At 72.6% G+C, this 17,384-nt stretch carries 19 protein-coding genes; 11 read left to right on the top strand and 8 right to left on the bottom strand.

Going from position 1 to position 17,384, the window contains the following annotated elements:
* Positions 1–20: 20 nt before the first annotated feature.
* Positions 21–215: a hypothetical protein gene (locus ABZK10_RS09205; RefSeq protein ID WP_353808890.1), complete on the top strand. Its 195-nt coding sequence runs from the start codon at positions 21–23 to the stop codon at positions 213–215.
* A gap of 37 nt (positions 216–252) precedes the next feature.
* Here the strand turns inward: ABZK10_RS09205 and ABZK10_RS09210 are convergent, their stop codons facing one another.
* The 3 genes from ABZK10_RS09210 to ABZK10_RS09220 are packed head-to-tail and all read right to left on the bottom strand — an operon-like array spanning position 253 to position 2,206.
* A complete protein-coding gene (locus tag ABZK10_RS09210) occupies positions 253–540 on the bottom strand; it encodes a DUF1905 domain-containing protein (protein ID WP_353808891.1) in 288 nt (95 codons plus the stop codon).
* Between the two features lie 14 nt (positions 541–554).
* Positions 555–1,304: an EI24 domain-containing protein gene (locus tag ABZK10_RS09215; RefSeq protein WP_353808892.1), complete on the bottom strand. Its 750-nt coding sequence runs from the start codon at positions 1,302–1,304 to the stop codon at positions 555–557.
* A complete protein-coding gene (locus ABZK10_RS09220; RefSeq protein WP_353808893.1) occupies positions 1,301–2,206 on the bottom strand; it encodes a 3-methyladenine DNA glycosylase in 906 nt (301 codons plus the stop codon). The genes ABZK10_RS09215 and ABZK10_RS09220 overlap by 4 nt, the downstream gene beginning before the upstream one ends.
* A gap of 296 nt (positions 2,207–2,502) precedes the next feature.
* On the opposite strand from ABZK10_RS09220, the gene ABZK10_RS09225 reads away from it, so the two are divergent.
* Positions 2,503–4,026: an ATP-dependent DNA ligase gene (locus ABZK10_RS09225; RefSeq protein WP_353808894.1), complete on the top strand. Its 1,524-nt coding sequence runs from the start codon at positions 2,503–2,505 to the stop codon at positions 4,024–4,026.
* Between the two features lie 350 nt (positions 4,027–4,376).
* On the opposite strand, the gene ABZK10_RS09230 is transcribed toward ABZK10_RS09225, so the two are convergent.
* Positions 4,377–5,399 (bottom strand): LacI family DNA-binding transcriptional regulator, encoded by a 1,023-nt coding sequence (locus ABZK10_RS09230; RefSeq protein ID WP_353808895.1) that lies wholly within the window; start codon positions 5,397–5,399, stop codon positions 4,377–4,379.
* 155 nt (positions 5,400–5,554) lie between these two features.
* Here ABZK10_RS09230 and ABZK10_RS09235 point away from each other — a divergent pair, with 155 nt between their 5' ends.
* The 4 genes from ABZK10_RS09235 to rhaS are packed head-to-tail and all read left to right on the top strand — an operon-like array spanning position 5,555 to position 10,267.
* Complete coding sequence (locus ABZK10_RS09235; protein WP_353808896.1) at positions 5,555–7,081, top strand: sugar ABC transporter ATP-binding protein; 1,527 nt, start codon at positions 5,555–5,557, stop codon at positions 7,079–7,081.
* A complete protein-coding gene (locus ABZK10_RS09240; protein ID WP_353808897.1) occupies positions 7,081–8,115 on the top strand; it encodes an ABC transporter permease in 1,035 nt (344 codons plus the stop codon). The genes ABZK10_RS09235 and ABZK10_RS09240 overlap by 1 nt, the downstream gene beginning before the upstream one ends.
* A complete protein-coding gene (locus tag ABZK10_RS09245) occupies positions 8,112–9,170 on the top strand; it encodes an ABC transporter permease (RefSeq protein WP_353808898.1) in 1,059 nt (352 codons plus the stop codon). The genes ABZK10_RS09240 and ABZK10_RS09245 overlap by 4 nt, the downstream gene beginning before the upstream one ends.
* 53 nt (positions 9,171–9,223) lie before the next feature.
* Entirely contained in the window at positions 9,224–10,267 is a 1,044-nt protein-coding gene (rhaS, locus tag ABZK10_RS09250) for a rhamnose ABC transporter substrate-binding protein (RefSeq protein ID WP_353808899.1), read from the top strand.
* Between the two features lie 64 nt (positions 10,268–10,331).
* On the opposite strand, the gene ABZK10_RS09255 is transcribed toward rhaS, so the two are convergent.
* Together ABZK10_RS09255 and ABZK10_RS09260 are read right to left on the bottom strand one after the other, a co-directional pair.
* A complete protein-coding gene (locus tag ABZK10_RS09255) occupies positions 10,332–11,354 on the bottom strand; it encodes a 1-aminocyclopropane-1-carboxylate deaminase (protein WP_353808900.1) in 1,023 nt (340 codons plus the stop codon).
* Positions 11,355–11,458: 104 nt separating this feature from the next.
* Positions 11,459–12,223, bottom strand: coding sequence for a GntR family transcriptional regulator (locus ABZK10_RS09260; protein WP_353808901.1), 765 nt, complete (start codon positions 12,221–12,223; stop codon positions 11,459–11,461).
* A gap of 308 nt (positions 12,224–12,531) precedes the next feature.
* On the opposite strand from ABZK10_RS09260, the gene ABZK10_RS09265 reads away from it, so the two are divergent.
* A complete protein-coding gene (locus ABZK10_RS09265) occupies positions 12,532–12,774 on the top strand; it encodes a hypothetical protein (protein WP_353808902.1) in 243 nt (80 codons plus the stop codon).
* Positions 12,775–12,802: 28 nt separating this feature from the next.
* On the opposite strand, the gene ABZK10_RS09270 is transcribed toward ABZK10_RS09265, so the two are convergent.
* Positions 12,803–13,906: a YeiH family protein gene (locus ABZK10_RS09270; RefSeq protein ID WP_353808903.1), complete on the bottom strand. Its 1,104-nt coding sequence runs from the start codon at positions 13,904–13,906 to the stop codon at positions 12,803–12,805.
* Between the two features lie 161 nt (positions 13,907–14,067).
* Here ABZK10_RS09270 and ABZK10_RS09275 point away from each other — a divergent pair, with 161 nt between their 5' ends.
* The 3 genes from ABZK10_RS09275 (at position 14,068) to ABZK10_RS09285 (ending at position 15,554) form a co-directional block, all read left to right on the top strand.
* Positions 14,068–14,493: a VOC family protein gene (locus ABZK10_RS09275; RefSeq protein ID WP_353808904.1), complete on the top strand. Its 426-nt coding sequence runs from the start codon at positions 14,068–14,070 to the stop codon at positions 14,491–14,493.
* Between the two features lie 44 nt (positions 14,494–14,537).
* Positions 14,538–14,777 carry a hypothetical protein gene (locus tag ABZK10_RS09280; protein WP_353808905.1) on the top strand — a complete coding sequence of 80 codons (240 nt, stop codon included), beginning with the start codon at positions 14,538–14,540 and terminating at the stop codon, positions 14,775–14,777.
* Between the two features lie 84 nt (positions 14,778–14,861).
* Positions 14,862–15,554: a hypothetical protein gene (locus ABZK10_RS09285; RefSeq protein WP_353808906.1), complete on the top strand. Its 693-nt coding sequence runs from the start codon at positions 14,862–14,864 to the stop codon at positions 15,552–15,554.
* A gap of 21 nt (positions 15,555–15,575) precedes the next feature.
* Here the strand turns inward: ABZK10_RS09285 and ABZK10_RS09290 are convergent, their stop codons facing one another.
* Complete coding sequence (locus ABZK10_RS09290; protein WP_353808907.1) at positions 15,576–16,262, bottom strand: TetR/AcrR family transcriptional regulator; 687 nt, start codon at positions 16,260–16,262, stop codon at positions 15,576–15,578.
* 105 nt (positions 16,263–16,367) lie between these two features.
* Between ABZK10_RS09290 and ABZK10_RS09295 the strand changes: the two genes are divergently transcribed.
* Entirely contained in the window at positions 16,368–17,372 is a 1,005-nt protein-coding gene (locus ABZK10_RS09295) for an NAD(P)-dependent alcohol dehydrogenase (protein WP_353808908.1), read from the top strand.
* Positions 17,373–17,384 lie beyond the last annotated feature (12 nt).

Raw genomic sequence — 17,384 nt, forward strand, 5'->3', positions numbered from 1 at the left:
GGCCGGGTTAGGGTCGAGGGATGAGCAGAACCGTCTGGACCGTCCTCGGCGTCATCGCCGCCATCGTCATCGCCTGGGTGCTGGTGGACGTGGTGTTCAGCGTGCTGTGGTTCCTCGTGAAGCTCGTGATCGTCGCGGTCGTGGCCGTGGTGGTCTTCTTCCTGCTGCGCTCGTGGGCGCGCAAGGGGAGCGACCGCCGCGCCGTCGAGGACTGACCCTCGCGGCCCGTCCGCGGGGATCGCCCAGGGCCGGTCAGGCGTCGATGCGCAGCCGCACCGCGACGACGTCGTCGATGTCGAGGCGCTCGGCCTCCTGCACCCACTTCTTGATCGGCACGATGTAGCCGCCATCCTTCGGCCAGAGCGCGGTGGCCCACTCGCTGGCGCCGACCCGCACCGTCGCCGGGATCATGCCCCAGCCGTACGTGACCGCCGGCGCGACCTCGCGGATCGCCTCGGCCTCGTCGCGCGGCACCGTCACGAAGTGGAACGGCGCGGGTCCGCGCCAGTACCAGAGGTCGCCCCGGAACGAGAGGTCCATGCGGCCCAGCGTAGTCAGGGGCGGGCGGATGCCTCCGAGCCGTCGAGCACCCGCCGGGCGAGCAGCGTCGACCCGGCGACCGCCGCCGGCATCGTCAGCACCGCGCCGCCCGGCAGCAGGAACAGCAGCTGCGTGGCCACGCCGAAGCCGAGCATGCGGGCGCCGTGGCCGCGGAGCATCCGTCGCCGCTCGGCGGCCCGGAGGCCCCGGGCGTCGAAGGCCCGTCCGGTGAGCTCGCGCGCGAGCAGCCGGCCCGACAGCACGACGCCGAGCACGGCCGCCGTCACCGAGCCGACCACGGGCACGAACCCGATGAGCAGCACGAGACCCGCGTTGAGCACGCCGAACCCCACGAGCGCCGCGCCCGTCGCAGCGGCGCGCCAGAACCCCGGCCCCTCCTCGGGCACCGCGCCGCCCTCCTCCGTCTCGACCGCGCGCCAGATGCGCTCGTAGAACGGATCGCCCACCGTGAGCGTGAGCGCCGTGAACGTCACGGCGGCGAGCAGGATCGTCGCGCCGAACAGTGCCGCGCCCACGGCGACGCGCAGCGCGATCGCCCAGCCGGCGTCCCACGCGTCGGCGAACGGGGTGATCCAGGTCACGAGGTCGCCGACCGTCGCGCCGAGGGCGACGAGGGCCGCGAGCACCACGAGCGCGACGATCGCCGCGGGCACGAGGCCGAGCGCCATCGCCCCGGGGCGCCTCCGCCAGAACGCGAAGCCGCGCAGCAGGTCGCCCGCCCCGGCGAGCAGGTCGCCGATCACGCCGCGGCCGGCTCGTCGAACGCGGCGGCGAGGATGCGGGCGCGCAGCGCGTTCGACCGCTCGGCGAAGCCGCGCTGGCGCCGCACGTACTCGGCCTTGCCCTCGGGCGTCTCGATCGCGACCGGCTCGGCGCCCCACGCGCGCATGTCGTACGGCGAGGCCTGCATGTCGAGCAGGCGGATGTCGCGGGCCAGCTCGAACGCGTCGAGCAGCAGCTCGCCCGGCACGAGCGGGCCGAGCTTCATCGCCCACTTGTAGACGTCCATGCCGGCGTGCAGGCAGCCCGGCTGCTCGAGGGCGGGCTGCGTGTCGCGCGTCGGCGCGAAGCGGTTGCGCGGCACGGCCTCGTCGGTGAAGAACCGGAACGCGTCGATGTGCGTGCAGCGCAGCTCGTGCGCCTCGACGACCGCGTCGGTGCCGCGCTGCCCGAGCCGCAGCGGCACGTCGTGGCGGTGCGCGTCCTGCCGGTAGACCATCGCCCACTCGTGCAGGCCGAAGCAGCCGAACGACCCCGGACGGGATGCGGTGAGGCGCAGCATCCGCTCGACCGTGCCGACGAGGCCGGCCTTCTCGCGCGCCATCGCCGCGTGGTCGACGACGAGCGACCCGGGCGTCGCGCCGGGCGCGTACCAGCGCCAGTCGGTGCGCGGGGTGTCCGCGGCATCCGCCAGCTCGACGCCGCGGCCCGGGTGCCAACGGCGCAGCACGCGCGGCGAGTACGAGTAGTAGGTGAACAGGAAGTCGTCGATCGGATGCGACTCGCCGCGCTCGACCCGGGCACGCCGGTCGGCGGTGAGCGCGTCGGCGCGCGCCGCGTGGGCCTGCTCGCGGGCGCGCCAGTCGACGGCGTCGAGCCGCGCGGGGGCGGCGGCGCGCGTCGGGGCGATCGCGGTCGTGCTCACCCGACGAGGATAGGCCGCGCGGCCGTACATCGCCCGGTCCGGGTGGTGCTGCCCCTTTTCAGGAGCGGCTGGAAGGATCGCGGTCGCATGTTGCGCGGGGCCGCATTCCGGCACGCGGATGCTGCGCGACGGTGTGCAGCGGCGCCGGATCGCTGCGCCGCCCATTCGGGGCTCCTGAAAAGGGCCGGATCGCTGCGCCGCCCACTCGGGGCTCCTGAAGACGGCCCCTCCTGCAGCGGGGTGTGAACGGTGCGCGCCGCCGTGGCGGCGTCGGCGGCCGGTGGCAGACTGGCCGCGTGCTGCTCGAGGAGCTCGTCACCACGGCCGCGACCGTCGCCGCGACCCGGTCGCGGCTGGCCAAGGTCGACGCGCTCGCCGACCTGCTCGGCCGGCTCGCACCCGACGAGGTCGCGCCCGCGATCGGCCTCCTGCTCGGGGCCCCGCGCCAGGGCCGGCTCGGCGTGGGCTGGCGCGGGTTCAGCGCGCAGCACGTCGCCCCGGCCGCCGCCGCGACCCTCACGGTCGCCGACGTCGACGCGCGGCTCGACCGCCTCGCCGCGGTCGCGGGTTCGGGCTCGGGCGCCGCGCGGGCCGCCGAGCTCGGCGACCTGCTCGCCCACGCGACCGCGGCCGAGCAGGACTTCCTCGGCCGCGCGCTCCTCGGCGAGATCCGCACGGGTGCCCTCGCCGGCGTCGTGACCGACGCGATCGCGCGGGCGGCCGACCTCCCCGGCGACCTCGTGCGCCGCGCCGCGATGCTGTCGGGCGACCTCGGCGGGACCGCGCGTCTCGCGCTCGCGGGCGAGCCGGGCGCGGTCGCCGCCGTCGGGCTCGAGGTCGGCCGCCCGGTGCAGCCCATGCTGGCGGCCACCGCGGCATCCGTCGCCGAGGCGGTCGGGACGCTCGGCGAGGCATCCGTCGAGTACAAGCTGGACGGCGCGCGCATCCAGGTGCACCGCGCCGGCGACGACGTGCGCATCTTCACCCGCACCCTCGCCGACATCACGCACCGGGTGCCCGAGGTCGTCGAGGTGGTGCGGCGGATGCCGGTGCGCGACGTGATCCTCGACGGCGAGACGCTCGCCCTCTCCGACGACGGCCGGCCGCGCCCGTTCCAGGAGACGATGTCGCGGTTCGGCGCCGAGGGCGCGCGCGACGCGATGCTGCATCCGTGGTTCTTCGACGTGCTGCACGTCGACGGGCGCGACCTGCTCGACGAGCCGCTGTCGGTGCGCCTCGCCGAGCTCGCCCGCATCACCGGCCCGCACCGCATGCCGGGCGAGGTCACGGCCGACCCGATCGCGGCCGAGCAGGTCTCGCGCGACGCGCTCGCCGCGGGGCACGAGGGCGTCGTCGTCAAGGCGATCGACTCGGCGTACGCCGCGGGCCGGCGGGGGTCGAGCTGGATCAAGGTGAAGCCCGTGCACACGTACGACCTGGTGGTGCTGGGCTGCGAGTGGGGGTCGGGCCGGCGCGAGGGCTGGCTGTCGAACCTGCACCTCGGCGCGCGCGACCCCGAGGGCGAGTTCGGCGAACCGGGCGGGTTCGTGATGGTGGGCAAGACGTTCAAGGGCCTCACCGACGAGCTGCTGCGCTGGCAGACCGAACGGTTCCCCGAGATCGAGGTGCGGCGCACGGCGCGCACCGTGTTCGTCGAGCCGGTCACGGTGGTCGAGATCGCGATCGACGGGGTGCAGCGGTCGAGCCGGTACCCGGGCGGGGTCGCGCTGCGGTTCGCGCGCGTGAAGCGCTACCGCGACGACAAGGCGGCCGACGAGGCGGACACGATCCAGGCGCTGCGCGGGCTGCTGCGGGGCTGACGCGGCCCGCGGCATCCGCTCGCCCGTTTCTCCTGACGTTTCTCAGGAAGTGTCGAACAACCTATCTCGAATCCGTGCGTGCGCCGGCTGCGCGTGCCGGATTGCGGCGTCTGACCGCACCCGCTCGCCGCAATCGTGCGCGACCGATTCCGCACTCCTGAAAAGCGCCCGCACCACGCGCAACGATCTGCTCACGGAGGCCGATGCGGTGTGGAGCATCCGGAAGCGGAGGAGTAGCGTCGGGCGCGCGAGCACCATGTGGATTCGTCGAGGGAGATGATCGCATGCGCCTGGGGGTGGCGCGGCATGGGGGGAGCGATTCGGCCCGGCGGTCGAGCGCGCCCGCGGGCTCAGCGTCGGCGCGGCGGGTCGGTCGAGCGGCGCACGACGAGCTCGGGCTGGAACACGGTCTGGCGGGGGATGCTGTCAGGGTCGTTGGCCTCCTCGAGCAGCGTGCGCAGCGCCGTGCGCCCGATCATGCCGCTCGGCTGGCGCATCGACGAGAGCGGGACGGCCGCGGCACCCGCGAACGCGATGTCGTCGAACCCGATGATCGCGATCTCCTCGGGCACGAGGACGCGACCCTCGACGACGAGCGCCTGCAGCAGGCCGAGCGCGATGAGGTCGTTCGCGGCGAACAGCGCGTCGGGCCGCTTCCCGCGGGGCCGCTCGATGATGCGGGCGCCCGCCGCGGCGCCCTCCGCGACGGTCAGCTCGGTCGTCGCGACCACCTCGAGCTCGACCGGGACGACGGCGTTCTCGGCCGCCGCGCGCGCACCGGCGAGGCGATCGGCGACCTGGTGGATGTCGAACGGCCCGCCGACGTACGCGATGTGCCGTCGGCCCGTCTCGATGAGGTGCTCGACGGCCATGCGGCCGCCCGCCACGCTGTCGACCGAGACCGAGCTGAAGCGCCCGTCGCCGCTGAAGCGATCGACGAGCACGGCCGGGATGCCGCGCTGGCGCAGACGCTCGAGGCGCGTGTGCACGTCGTCGTACGGCGAGATCAGCACGCCGCGCACCTGCTGCTCCTCGAACAGGTCGAGGTAGAGCCGCTCGCGCGCGATGTCCTGGTCGGTGTTGCCGTAGAGGATCGCGATGTTGTGCTTGGACGCCTCGTCCTCCGCGCCGCGGACGACGTCGTTGAAGAACGGGTTCTGGCCGTCGAGCACGACGAAGCCGACCGTCGTGCTCGTGCCCGCGCGCAGCTTTCGGGCGGCGTCGTTGCGCACGTACCCGAGCTCCTCGATGGCGCGATGCACGCGCGCGATGGACTCGGCGGACACCTCGCCGGGGCGGTTCAGCACGTTGGAGACCGTGCCGACCGAGACTCCTGCGTGCTGAGCAACGTCCCTGATGCTCGCGCCTGCCATAGCGGTTCCTCGTCGTCGATGAGCTGCGTCGGATTCCGGGGCGGAGGTGACTTGACCTCCGCACCCGCCGTCCATAGAGTAGCCCTGAACTTGACCTGAATCGATTCAGGAGCGTTTCAACCCGTACACAGCAACCACCTCGACGAGGAGGAGCAATGGTGCAGACGAGCACCCCGACCAGCGCGGCACCCCCAGCGCTGGAGCTCTCGCGAGTCGTGAAGTCCTTCGGAGCAGTCGTCGCACTGAGCTCCGGCAGCCTCACGCTCGAGCAAGGATCCATCCACGCGCTGATCGGCGAGAACGGCGCGGGCAAGTCGACGCTCGTGAAGATCGTCGCCGGGCTCTACCGGCGCGACTCCGGCGAGTTCCGCCTCCGCGGCGACGACGTCGACTTCTCGAACACGGCGCAGTCCAAGGCCGCGGGCATCGCCGTCATCTACCAGGAGCCGACGCTGTTCCCCGACCTGTCGGTCACCGAGAACATCTTCATGGGCCGCCAGCCCACCAACCGCGTCGGCCGCATCGACCGCAGGGCCATGCGCGCCGAGGCCGTCGAGATCTTCGAGCGGCTGGGCGTGCGCCTCGACCCCGACCGCCTCACCGAGGGCCTGTCGATCGCCGACCAGCAGATCATCGAGATCGCGAAGGCGATCTCGCTCGACGCGCGCGTGCTGATCATGGACGAGCCGACCGCCGCGCTCTCGGGCGTCGAGGTCGAGCGGCTGTTCGCCGTCGCGCGGAGCCTCCGCGACGAGGGCCGGGCCCTGCTGTTCATCTCGCACCGCTTCGACGAGGTGTTCGACCTGTGCGACACCGTCACCGTGATGCGCGACGGCAAGTACATCGACACGATGCCCATCGCCGACACCTCGATCGACGAGCTCGTGCGCCTGATGGTCGGCCGCGACGTCACCGAGATGTTCCCGAAGCTGCCGGCCGAGATCGGCGACGACGTGCTCGTGGTGGAGGGGCTCACGAGCCCCGGTGTCTTCCACGACATCTCGTTCACCGTGAAGTCGGGCGAAATCGTCGGCCTCGCGGGCCTCGTCGGCGCGGGCCGCAGCGAGGTCGTGCGCGCGGTGTTCGGCGTCGACGGCTACGAGAGCGGCACGGTGACCGTCAACGGCACGCCGCTGCGCAAGGGCCGCCCGACCGCGTCGATGGCGCAGGGCATCGCCCTGGTGCCCGAGGACCGCCGCAAGCAGGGGCTCGTGCTCGACCAGAGCGTGACGCGCAACATCACGCTCGCGATCCGCAAGCGCCTCGCCAAGTGGGGCCTCATCTGGGGCGGCCTCGAGAACGCCTCGGCCGAGATCTGGGCGAGTCGGCTCGAGGTCAAGACCGCCGCGCTCGACGCGGAGACCGGCACCCTCTCGGGCGGCAACCAGCAGAAGGTCGTGCTCGGCAAGTGGCTCTCGACCGACCCGAAGGTGCTCATCGTCGACGAGCCCACCCGGGGCATCGACGTCGGCACCAAGGCCGAGGTGCACCGCCTCATCTCCACGCTCGCCCAGGAGGGCCTCGCGATCATCATGATCTCGTCGGAGCTGCCCGAGGTGCTCGGCATGGCCGACCGCGTGCTCGTCATGCGCGAGGGCCGCCTCACCGGCGAGTTCGAGCGAGCGGATGCCACGCCGGAGGCGGTCATGTACGCCGCGACCGCGGAAGGAGCGGCAGCCTGATGACCGCAGTCGACACGAAGCCCCCCGCCGGCAACGCCTTCGCGCGCAGCGTCGGCCACGTGCTGAAGGCCCGCGAGACGGGCATCGCGATCGCGCTGATCGCGGTCATCGTGGTCGCCACGGTGAGCAACCCGAACTTCCTGTTCTCCTCCGACGGGTTCCGCGATCTGCTGCTCACGCCCTCGCTGCTCATGGTCGTGGCCGTGGGCCAGGCGATCGTCATCATCACGCGCAACGTCGACCTGTCGGTCGGCTCCGTGCTCGGCCTCACCGCGTACCTGACCGGGCGCCTGTTCATCGACATCCCGGGCATCCCGCCGGTGCTCGTGTTCGTCGCCGGCGTCGGCCTCGGCGCGCTGCTCGGCCTCATCAACGGTGCGCTCGTCGCGTTCGCGAAGGTGCCGGCGCTCGTGATCACGCTCGGAACGCTCTACATCTACCGCGGCATCAACGTCGCGTGGACCGGCAGCGACCGCATCAACGCGTCCGACCTGCCGGCCGGCTTCCGAGACCTGGGCACGGGCGAGCTCCTCGGCATCCCGATCCTGACGATCTTCGCCGTCATCGTGCTGGTCGTCGCCGCCTGGTACCTGCGCAACCTGCGCAGCGGTCGCGAACTGTACGCGATCGGCTCCGACCCCGCGGCCGCGCACCTGTACGGCCTGCGCGTGACCCGCCGCGTCATCGCCGCGTTCGTCGTGAGCGGTGCCCTCGCCGGCGTGGCCGGCGTGCTCTACGCCGCTCGCTACGGCACGGTCTCGTCGAGCGCCGGCCTCGGCCTCGAGCTCCAGGCCATCGGTGCCGCCGTCATCGGCGGCGTCGCGATCTCGGGCGGCGTCGGCACCGTCTGGGGCGCCGCGATCGGCGCCTACCTGCTGCTGACCATCAACCGCGCACTGCCCATCGTCGGCATCCAGGACTTCTGGCAGCGGGCCGTGGTCGGCGTGCTCATCATCGGCGCGATCGTGCTCGATCGCGTGCTCGCGGTGCGCCAGCATCGACGACTCATCGCACAACGGGAGGAGCAGCCATGACGTCCGCGATCGACACCGAACACGGCCGACGCACCTACGCGGCCCACGCGCACCCGCTGTGGCGTCGCCTGCTCGTCACGCGCGAGTCGGCCATCATCGGCCTGCTCTTCCTCGTCGTCATCGTCGCCACCTTCGCGGTGCCGAACTTCGACAGCCCGCTGACGCTGACGTTCCTCATCCGCGAGATCGCACCGATCCTGCTGATCGCCCTGCCGATGACGCTCATCATCATCACCGAGGAGATCGACCTCTCGGTGGCGAGCATCGTCGGGCTCACGAGCGTCATCACCGGGCTCGGCGTGCAGGCCGGCTGGCCGCTGCCGTTCGCGGCGGTCGTCGCGATCCTCGTCGGCACGGTCGCGGGTGCCATCAACGGCGCGCTCGTCACGTTCGTCGGGCTCCCCTCGCTCGCCGTCACGATCGGCACGCTCGCGCTGTTCCGCGGCATCGCCGTGGGCCTGCTCGGCACCACCGCGATCAGCGACTTCCCCGAGTTCTGGACGGACCTCACCCGCATGAACATCCCGGGCACGCCGATGCCGCTGATCATCGTGCCGTTCCTCGTGCTCGCGATCGTCTTCGGCGTCCTGCTGCACTTCACGCCGTTCGGGCGCTCGCTCTACGCGATCGGCCTGAACAAGGAGGCCGCCGCGTTCTCGGGCATCAACGTGGGGCTCACGAAGTTCTGGCTGTTCGTCATGAGCGGCGCGGTCTCGGGCTACGCCGGCGTGTACTTCACGCTGCTGTACAACAACGCCCGCGGCGACAACGCCACCGGCCTCGAGCTGCAGATCATCGCCGCGGTGCTCCTCGGCGGCGTGTCGATCTTCGGCGGTCGCGGTGCGCTGCCCGGCGTCATCGCGGGCGTGCTGCTCATCGGCACGCTCTCGAGCGCACTGCGCCTCGCCGGCGTCACCAGCGACATCATCAACGTCATCACGGGCGTGCTCCTCGTGGCATCCGTGGTGTCGGCAAGCTTCCTCGCCTGGCTGCGCACCCAGCGCGTCGCGGCGATCGGAAGGAAGAAGGGCCGGGCTGAGGCATCCGGTGGCTGACGGCCCCTTCGCATCACCGACCAGCAAGTAACGCACCAAGGAAGGAAACAATGATGTTCACTCTGCAGAGGAAGCGCTTCGGCGTCGGCCTCGCGGCGATCGCCGCGACCACCGCGCTCGTGCTCACGGGCTGCTCGTCGGACGGTTCGTCGGATGGCGGCTCGTCGGACGGCGGCGACGCTTCGGACGTGTCGATCACGATGCTGCCGAAGAACCTGGGCAACCCGTACTTCGACACCTCGACCGGGGGTGCCGAGGAGGCGGTCTCCGAGATCGGCGGCACGTTCGAGGAGGTCGGCCCGTCGGAGGCGTCGCCGACGTCGCAGGTGCAGTACATCCAGACCGCTGCGCAGCAGGGCGTGGGCGGCCTGATCGTGTCGGCGAACGACCCGGAGGCGATCTGCGACGCGCTCGACGAGGCGCGCAGTGTCGGTGTCAAGGTCGTGACCTTCGACTCGGACACCAACCCGGAGTGCCGTGACCTGTTCATCAACCAGGCGACCGCCGAGGGCATCGCCCAGGTGCAGGTCGACCTGATCACCGAGCAGATCGGTGACGAGGGGCAGATCGCGGTGCTGTCGGCGTCGGCCAACGCGACGAACCAGAACGCGTGGATCGAGATGATGCAGGCCGAGCTCGAGGCGAACCACCCGAACGTGGAGCTCGTGGAGATCGCCTACGGTGACGACGACGACCAGACCTCGTTCGACAAGACCGCTGCGCTGCTGCAGACCTACCCGGACCTGAAGGGCATCGTGTCGCCGACCACGGTCGGCATCGCGGCTGCGGCCCGGTACCTGCAGACCTCGGAGTACAAGGGCGAGGTCGCGCTGACCGGTCTCGGCACGCCGAACCAGATGCGCGAGTACGTCGAGGACGGCACGGTCACCGCGTTCGCGCTGTGGAACCCGGCCGACCTGGGCTACCTGGCCGCGTACGCGACCGCCGCGCTGATCACCGGTGAGATCACCGGTGCAGAGGGCGACACCTTCGACGCCGGCACGCTCGGCTCGTACGAGGTCGGCGCGGACGCCACCGTGCTGCTCGGCGACCCGTACGTGTTCGACGCGGACAACATCGGCGACTTCGACTTCTAGGCCGAACCGCTGCACGGAGCGCCCCGGTGGACCTCGTCCGCCGGGGCGCTCCCGTCTCTGCGGATCAGTGGTAGCGGCCGCTGTACGCGTTCAGCGCGGGCTGCCCGCCGAGGTGGGCGTAGAGCACGTTCGAGCCGGCCGGGATGTCGCCGTCGCGCACCAGGTCGATGAGCCCGGCCATCGACTTGCCCTCGTAGACGGGGTCGAGGATCACGCCCTCGAGCGAGCCGACGAGGTGCATCGCGGCATCCGTCGACTCGACCGGGATGCCGTAGTACTCGCCCGCCCAGCCGTCGAGCACGGTGACCTCGTCGTCGCGCAGGTCGCGGCCCACGCCGATCAGCTCGGCCGTGCTGCGCGCGATGCGCCCGACCTGGTCGCGCGTCTCGGCGAGCTTCGCCGACGCGTCGATGCCGAGCACGCGCCGGCGCGGACCGCCGAAGTTGTGCTCGAGGTCGGCGAACCCGGCGATCATGCCGGCGTGCGTCGACCCGGTGACCGAGCACACCACGATCGTGTCGAAGAAGACGCCGAGCTCCTGCTCCTGCGCCGCGACCTCGTGCGCCCAGTTCGCGAAGCCGAGCCCGCCGAGGCGGTGGTCGGATGCCCCCGCGGGGATCGCGTACGGCGTACCGCCCACCGCCTCGACGTCGGCGATGGCCTCGCGCCACGAGTCCTTGAAGCCGATGCCGAAGCCCGCGGGGGAGAGGCGCACGTCGGCGCCCATGAGGCGGGACAGCATGATGTTGCCGACCCGGTCGTTGACGGAGTCGGGCCAGTCGACCCAGTGCTCCTGCACGAGCACGGCCTTCATGCCGAGGTGGGCGGCGACCGCCGCGACCTGCCGGGTGTGGTTCGACTGCACGCCGCCGATCGAGACGAGCGTGTCGGCGCCCTGGGCGAGCGCGTCGGGCACGAGGTACTCGAGCTTGCGCACCTTGTTGCCGCCGTAGGCGAGGCCGCTCGAGACGTCCTCACGCTTCATCCAGATGCGGGCGCCGCCGAGGTGGGCGCTCAGGCGGTCGACGGGGTGGATCGGGCTCGGACCGAACGTGAGCCGGTGGCGGGGGAAGTCGGCGAGTGCCATGGCGGTGCTCCTTCGGGTGGCCGCTGGGGGCCGTCGGGTGGGTGGTGCGGATGCCTCGTGCGGATGCCTCGTGCGGGCGTCGTGCCGGGTGGTCGACGTGCGGCTCACCGCGCCGGCGCCGGTGCGCCCTGGTGGGCGCCCGGGTCGGCGGGGGCCGGGTCGGCGGGGGGCGCGTCTGCGGGCGTCTCGTGGCCGGCCGCGTCGTCGACGGAAGGGTCGTCGAGGCGGAGCATGCGGCCGAGCGTCTCCCAGTTCTCGCGGGCGGCGACGCCCGCCTCGTCCGCGGCGCCCGCCGCGCAGAGCGCGATGATGCGGTCGTGGTCGGCGACCGAGCCGCGGCCGGCGAGCGAGGAGAACCGGGCGCGCTCGAGGCGGCGCAGCAGCGGAGCGACCTGCTCGAGCATCGCCGGAAGCAGCGGGTTCGCCCCGGCGCGCACCGCGACGTCGTGGAAGTCGTCGTCGGCGCGCACGGCCGCGTCGACGTCGTCGGCATCGAGGGCGGCGGCGAAGCGCGCGTTGGCCTCGCGCATCGCGTCGAGGTCGGCGGCGGTGAGCTGCGGGACCGCCTCGCGCACGGCCAGCTCGTGCAGCGACGCGGCGATGCGCTGCGCGGCGAGCGCGGTGCGCACGTCGAGCGGGGCGACGGTGGTCGCCTTGGCGCGGCGGGTCTGCACCAGGCCTGCCAGTTCGAGCCGGGCGATCGCCTCCCTGATCGGCGTGCGGCTGACGCCCAGCCACTGCTCGAGCTCGGGGTCGCGCAGCCGCGCGCCGGGTGCGAGGGCGCCGCTGACGATCGCGTCGCGCAGCTCGCGGTAGGCGTAGTCGCGCAGTGAGCTCGGGCGCTCGCCAGCCGGGGGACTCAGCAACATGCAATATATTGCAGCGAGAACGGCCTCCCGTGTCAAATCGCCCGCCGGGGTCTGCGCTTTTCAGGAAGCGGGGCGGCCTGCCGCCGGCTCGGCCGCAGCATGTGCGGTGATCGCCCCCGACCCCGCAGGATCCACCGCCGAAGCCGCCCCGGACCGTCAGGTGTGCGGCGGGCATGGCCGGCGCTCCTGAGCAGCGACGGCTGCGCGGGCGTGCGCTCGGGATTCACGAGACCGGTCGGCGCCCGTCACCGGCGCGAAACACGCCGGGCGGATGCTGGAGCACACGCATCCCGACGGGAGGACCGCCCGTGATCGACGCCACCATCGCGATCCTCATCGCGCTGGCCGCAGCGGCCGTCACCCTCGTCGCGCTCGCGCACGCCGCCGTCTGCCCCTACGTGACCCGCACGACGCGGCACCGCGCCCTGCTCCTGCAGGCGGCCGCTCCGGTCGTGGGCAGTGTGTGCTGGCTCTGCTACGGGGCGGTGCTGCACGCCCGCGTGCACTGGGCGGTCTACGCGATGACGCGGTTCGCCGCGACGCGCGCCTGACGACCGCCCGCGCCCGCGCTCGCGACGCTCAGCCCGCGCCGGTCGCGAGGATCACCACGAGGCTGGTCACGGCGACCACGGCCGACAGGATGCCCCCGAGCACCAGCGGCTTCGGGCCCGTCGCGCGCAGTGCGCGCACGTCGGTCGAGAGCCCGATCGCGGCCATCGCGGTGGTGATGAGGAACGTCGCGACGTGGCCGAGCGCCGTGCCGGCGGCATCCGGGATCAGACCCAGCGACGCGACGCCCGACATCGCCAGGAATCCGACGAGGAACCACGGCACGAGTCGCACGGCCCGCCCGAAGCTCAGCGGGGGGTGCGCGTCGCCGTCGGCGGACCGTCGCGCCCGGCGCCGCACGTGCACGGCCAGCCCGACCGTGATCGGCACGATCATGAGGGTGCGCACGAGCTTGACCACCACGGCCCCGTGCAGGGCGACCGTGCCGTACACGGCGGCCGTCGCGACCACCGACGAGGTGTCGTTCACGGCGGTGCCGGCGAACAGCGCGAAGGCCTGCTGGTCCAGGCCCAGCGCATGGCCGACGAGCGGGAAGACCGCGACCGCGAGCATGTTGAACAGGAAGATCGTCGACACCGCGTAGGCGATGTCGGCGCTCGCGGCCCCGATGACGGGGGCGACGGCGGCGATGGCGGATGCCCCGCAGATGCCGGTGCCGACGCCGATCAGCGTGCGCAGGTCGCCGACGACGCCGAGTGCGCGCCCCACGAGCCACGCCGCGCCGAGGCACGCGGCGAGCGTGACGAGCATGATCGGCAGCGACCCGACGCCCACGTCGACGATCTCCCCGAGCGACAGCTGCGTGCCGAGCAGCACCACCGAGAGTTGCAGCACGCGACTGCCGGTGAAGCGGATGCCGGGCTGCAGGCGTGCGCCCGGTCGACGCACGAGCGCGATCGCGAGGCCGATCGCGATCGCCGGCAGTGCCGTGCCGACGATCGGTACGAGCGAGCCGACGACCGTGGCGACCGCCGCGATCGCCAGCGCGAGCGCCAGGCCCGGCACGAGGGCGACGGCCACGGCCGCGCGGCCGCCGGGTGTCGCCCGTCCGCCGGGCGTCGCCGGATCCCCCGGCCGGTCGTCGCCGGCGGGATCGTTGGGCGATGCGCTCATGCGTCGAGCATCTCGCGAAGCGGCGCCGCTCGGGTAATCGACCGCGGGCCGGGGCGTGCCCGGGCGTGCCCGGACCCGGCCGGGCGCGGCCGGCGCGGCCCGGGTCTGGCCCGCTCAACCCGGCGCGCGTAGCCTTGGCCCACGGCGAGAAGGGAGCGACCGTGTCGAACCTGGTGGTGCACTTCGAGATCCACGCGAGCGAGCCGGCGGAGCTCATCGACTTCTACTCGCGGCTGCTCGGGTGGACGTTCACGCAGTACGGCGACCTGGAGTACTGGAGCATCGACACCGGAGAGGAGTCGATCCGGCCGAGCGAGGGCGCCGCCGGCCACGGGGTCAATGGAGGCCTCCTGCGGCGCGAGGGCCCGGCGCCGGAGGCGGGCGCGACCGTGAAGGGCGCGAACCTCGTGGTCGCGGTCGACGAGATCGATGCGCTGATGGCGACCGGAGTCGAGCTCGGCGGCACCGTGGCGCTTGCGGCGGAGGACATGCCGGGCCTCGGCCGGCTCGGCTACCTGCTCGATCCCGACGGTAACGTGTTCGGCATGCTCTCGACGAGACTCTCCGACGGCACCGAGGCGATGTAGCCCGTGACCGGGGGAATGTCGGTGGGTGCCTGCAGCATGGAGGCATGGAAGCCACGACGTACATCCCCGGCCGGGAGCTCCGCGCCGGCGACATCGTGGTGAACCGGTACGGCGACGCGTTCCCCGTGACGCGGGTGCGCGCGATCGGCGCGGGGCGCCGCGTGTACTACGAGCGGAAGGGCGGGAAGGCGGCCAGCTTCACGGTGCCGTCCGACGGCCTCACGCGCGTCTTCGTGCCTCGCCGGCCCGACCTGGCGGCCGACATCGCGACGTCCGAGCCCTGACCCGCGCGCCGTGCTTGCAGCGCGGCATCGACTCGCGCCATGATTCCCCCAGGGGCGCGCCCGACGTCCGCGAACAGGGGAGTCATGGCCGAACCGCAGTCCTCCGCCGAGACGCGCGACTCGCCGGCCGACGACGGTCGCGTGCCGAAGAAGCCCGGCAAGAAGAAGAAGGGCAAGCGACACCGCACGCTCATCGACATCATCGCGGTGTTCGTGCTCTCGATCACCGCCGTGCTGACGGCCTGGTGCGGCTTCGAGGCGTCGAAGTGGGGCGGCGAGATGTCCATCGCATTCAGCCAGGCGTCCTCCGCACGCATCCAGTCGACGAACTTCGAGGGCGAGGCCCGCGACGCGCGCATGTTCGACCTCGTGATCTGGGCGTCGTACGTCGAGTCGGTCGCCAACGGCGACGACGCGCTCACCGAGTACATCGAGGCGCGGTTCACTCCGCACTTCGCCGTGGCGTTCGAGGAGTGGAACGCGGGCGGTCGCGAGGAGAGCGGTCCGTTCGCACTCGACTCCTACGTGCCGCCGGGCACCGTGGAGGCGGCGGAGTTCGGCGAGCGCGCCGACCAGAAGTTCCAGGAGGCGCTCGACAACAACCAGCGCGGCGACGACTACTCGCTGCTCACGGTGCTCTTCGCCCTCGTCCTGTTCCTGTCGGCCATGGCCCAGCGCGACATCTCGCCGAAGGCGGCGTGGGGGCTGCTGGGCATGGCGCTGGTGGTCGCGGTGGTCGGCATCGTGATCCTCACGACGTTCCCGATCAAGATCTGACGCCTCGCGGCCGGGGCCGGCTCAGCCCTCGCGGCGGGACAGCGACTCGAGGCCGTCGAGCAGCAGGTCGAGCGCGAACCCGAACTCGGTCGCGTCGTCGCACCAGCCGATCGTCGAGTCGGGGTCGTCGTGCGCGACCTCGGCGAGCATCGCCACGAGGTGCGGGGTGCGTGCGGCCATCGCGGCCGCCTCCTCGGCATCGCCGTCATCGGTGACGAGCTCCTGGCTGAACCCGAACATGCGACTGCCGAGCGCGTGCATCGCGTGGTGGATGAGGTCGTACGAGAACCCGCCCGACCGCAGGGTGCCGACGACCGCGTCGGCGTGCCCCGCCATCGCCGCTCCGGGGAACACGCGCGACTGCATGAGGCCGGGGGCCCACGGGTGCCGCAGCATGACCCGCCGCGCGGCCAGGATGCGCGTGCGCAGCGACGCCTTCCAGTCCGGGTCGACATCGGGCACCTCGTGCCCGCCGGTCTCGGCGTCGACCTCGTCGAACACGAGCGCGATGAGTCCGTCGAGCAGGGCGTCCTTGTTGGGCACGTGGTGGTAGAGCGACATGGGCTCCACCCCGAGGCGCTCGGCGAGGCGGCGCATGGTGACGGCATCGAGGCCGGATGCGTCCGCGAGCGCGAGCGCCTCGCCCAGCACGCGCGCGCGGGTGAGCGGCGTGCGGCGCGCAGTGCGCTGATCGGCGGTCGACGTCACGTGCCCTCCCTCCCGTACAGCGTACGGCCGAGGGTGGACATCGGCCGCGTCCACCACTAACTTACGGTGTAAGGCGTACAGCGTAAGGTGACCAGGGAGCCCGACATGACCAGCACGACCGAGCAGTCGACCGAGACCATGCGGGCGGCCGAGTACCGCAGCTACGGGCCGCCCGAGGTGGTGCGCATCGCACGCGTGCCGAAGCCCGTGCCGGCGCCCGACGAGGTGCTCGTGCGCGTGCACGCGACGACCGTGAGCGTCGCCGACCACCGCGTGCGCGGTCGCGACGTGCCGCGCGGGCTCTGGCCGCTCGTGGCACTCACCCTCGGCGTGTTCCGTCCGCGCAACCGCATCCTCGGCATGGACGCCGCGGGCACGGTGGAGGCGGTCGGGGCCGGCGTCTCGCGCTTCGCCCCCGGCGACGAGGTGGTCGTGATGCGCGGATCGCGGTTCGGTGGCCACGCCGAGTACGTCGCCGTGCGCGAGGCCGGCACGATCGTGCCCAAGCCCGCGACGCTGTCGTTCGAGGAGGCCGTCGCGCTCGCGTTCGGCGGGTCGACGGCCGTCTCCTTCTTCGGCCGGGTCGAGATCGGGCCGGGCACGCGCGTGCTGGTCAACGGGGCATCCGGCGCCGTCGGCACCATGGCGGTGCAACTCGCGGCGCACCTCGGCGCCGAGGTCACGGGCGTGACGAGCGGCCGCAACGCCGAGCTCGTCCGGTCGCTCGGCGCCTGGCGCGTCGTCGACTACGAGGCCGAGGACTTCACCGCCCTCGGCGAGACCTGGGACGTGATCGTCGAGTGCGTCGGCAACGCGCAGTACCCGCGAGTCGCCGGCGTCCTCGCACCCGGCGGGGCGCTGCTGCTCGTGATCAGCGACCTGGCCGGCATGCTCCGGGCGCGCCGCGACTCGAGGCGCAGCGGCGGCCTGGTCACCCAGACCGGCGACCCGATCACGTCCGAGAACTTCGGCCGGTTCATCGAGCTCGCCGGCACCGGGGCGATCCGGCCCGTGATCGACCGCACCTACGACCTCGACGACATCGTCGAGGCGCACCGGTACGTCGACACCGGGCGCAAGCGCGGGGCGGTCGTGGTGCGCGTGCCCTGAGCCGGGCGGGCC

Origin of the sequence: Agromyces sp. SYSU T00194, assembly GCF_040496035.1 — a bacterium.
Taxonomy (GTDB): domain Bacteria; phylum Actinomycetota; class Actinomycetes; order Actinomycetales; family Microbacteriaceae; genus Agromyces; species Agromyces chitinivorans.

Bases quoted from the DNA above. Each gene is read 5' to 3' on its own strand.
- ABZK10_RS09295 (WP_353808908.1), top strand. From the start codon at position 16,368: ATGACCAGCACGACCGAGCAGTCGACCGAGACCATGCGGGCGGCCGAG.
- ABZK10_RS09205 (WP_353808890.1), top strand. From the start codon at position 21: ATGAGCAGAACCGTCTGGACCGTCCTCGGCGTCATCGCCGCCATCGTC.
- ABZK10_RS09235 (WP_353808896.1), top strand. From the start codon at position 5,555: ATGGTGCAGACGAGCACCCCGACCAGCGCGGCACCCCCAGCGCTGGAG.
- ABZK10_RS09230 (WP_353808895.1), bottom strand. From the start codon at position 5,399: ATGGCAGGCGCGAGCATCAGGGACGTTGCTCAGCACGCAGGAGTCTCG.
- ABZK10_RS09260 (WP_353808901.1), bottom strand. From the start codon at position 12,223: ATGTTGCTGAGTCCCCCGGCTGGCGAGCGCCCGAGCTCACTGCGCGAC.
- ABZK10_RS09285 (WP_353808906.1), top strand. From the start codon at position 14,862: ATGGCCGAACCGCAGTCCTCCGCCGAGACGCGCGACTCGCCGGCCGAC.
- ABZK10_RS09255 (WP_353808900.1), bottom strand. From the start codon at position 11,354: ATGGCACTCGCCGACTTCCCCCGCCACCGGCTCACGTTCGGTCCGAGC.
- ABZK10_RS09280 (WP_353808905.1), top strand. From the start codon at position 14,538: ATGGAAGCCACGACGTACATCCCCGGCCGGGAGCTCCGCGCCGGCGAC.
- rhaS (WP_353808899.1), top strand. From the start codon at position 9,224: ATGTTCACTCTGCAGAGGAAGCGCTTCGGCGTCGGCCTCGCGGCGATC.
- ABZK10_RS09240 (WP_353808897.1), top strand. From the start codon at position 7,081: ATGACCGCAGTCGACACGAAGCCCCCCGCCGGCAACGCCTTCGCGCGC.
- ABZK10_RS09210 (WP_353808891.1), bottom strand. From the start codon at position 540: ATGGACCTCTCGTTCCGGGGCGACCTCTGGTACTGGCGCGGACCCGCG.
- ABZK10_RS09270 (WP_353808903.1), bottom strand. From the start codon at position 13,906: ATGAGCGCATCGCCCAACGATCCCGCCGGCGACGACCGGCCGGGGGAT.
- ABZK10_RS09245 (WP_353808898.1), top strand. From the start codon at position 8,112: ATGACGTCCGCGATCGACACCGAACACGGCCGACGCACCTACGCGGCC.